The sequence below is a fragment of the Halogeometricum sp. CBA1124 genome (assembly GCF_009741955.1).
Lineage (GTDB): Archaea > Halobacteriota > Halobacteria > Halobacteriales > Haloferacaceae > Halogeometricum > Halogeometricum rufum.
On record NZ_WPCD01000361.1, the window covers coordinates 1 to 1400 of the forward strand.

Sequence of the window (1400 nt, forward strand, 5' to 3'; positions counted from 1 at the left end):
GCGTGCGCTGGGAGGCGTTCGATAGGGGTATCTCGTCGGGTGTCCTTTCGGTACGCGCTTTGTTATGGTTGGAATAATCGCTCACCGTGCGCGAACCGCGCGAGACGTGCTCACGGTCCGCATACCCCGTCGCCGACGAATCTGACCGTTCGTGCGTGACGCTGAAACTATAATTCTGTGATACATATCTATACGTAACCACGACTGTATCGTTAGGAAGAGACTTCGACCGGAGATACTATTTTGTCCGAGCACAATCAGTTCTACCGAAGTCCCGGGCGTCGCACGTGGGGTCGATGGACGTGAAACGCCGAAGAGGCTACGCCCGGTGCTCACCTGACAAGTAGATTATGAATCATCTCTCCCCTCTCGAAACTGCCGAACGCGCCCTCGACTGGGCTCGGGAGCGAGACTACGCGGGGTACGACCCGTACGACGGCCTCAACAGCCCGATTCTCTCGTCGCTCTCGACGAACTGGTTCACGCGTCTCGTCGCCATCCACGGCGTCAACAAGTCGCCGGTGAATCTCCGTCCGTTGCTCGGCATCGAACCGGAACGCAACCCGAAGGGCATCGGCCTGTTCGCATCGGCGTGCCTGCGGTTGTACGAGACGACGGACGACGAGGCGTACCTCGCGGAGGCGGAACGACTCCTTCGGTGGTTGCGAGAGCACACCTCGCCGGAGACTGAGCGGCACGCGTGGGGGTACAACTTCGACTGGCAGAACGCCCGTCGGTTCTTCCTCCCCGAGTACCACCCGTCCATCGTGGTGACGGTGTTCTGCGCTCGCGCGTTCCTCGAACACCACGAAGTGACCGGTGCCACGTGGTCGCTCGAGGTGGCCGACGACGCCGCGGCGTACATCCGCGAGGGAATCAACGTCGTCGACGTCGAGGGGTTCGACGCCTACACCTACACGCCGCACGACGAGTTCGTCGTCATCAACGCGAACGCCCTCGCCGCGGGGTTCTTCCTCCGCCTGTCCGACCGCACCCACGACGACGCCCTGTTCGAACGCGCGGAGGAACTGTTCGAGTTCGTCCTCCACGCGCAGGACGACAGCGGCGCGTGGTACTACTCGATGCCCGCCTCGGACTCGCACCTCAGCCACGACAACTTCCACACCGGGTTCGTCCTCGAGAGCCTCCACGAGTACGTCACGCGCGTCGAGAGCGAACGCGTCCGCGAGGCGTACGAGAACGGGCTGTCGTTCTTCGTCCGGGAACTGTTCGAGGAGGACGGCGCGCCCAAGTTCGAGTCCGACCGGTCCAAACCGTACGACGCACACGCGTCGGCGCAGGCGCTCATCACCCTCGTCCAGTCGGACGACCCGGAGGCGCACGAGGTGGCGACCCGCGTCTACGACTGGACGATGGACAACCTCTACGACCCCCGACGG

Annotated in this window: 1 protein-coding gene; it reads left to right on the top strand. The window is 63.2% G+C overall.

Annotated elements, in window-relative coordinates; genetic code table 11:
* Positions 1–350: 350 nt before the first annotated feature.
* The coding region (locus GJ632_RS21495) for a hypothetical protein (RefSeq protein WP_191453980.1) at positions 351–1400 on the top strand (1050 nt) is incomplete at its 3' end.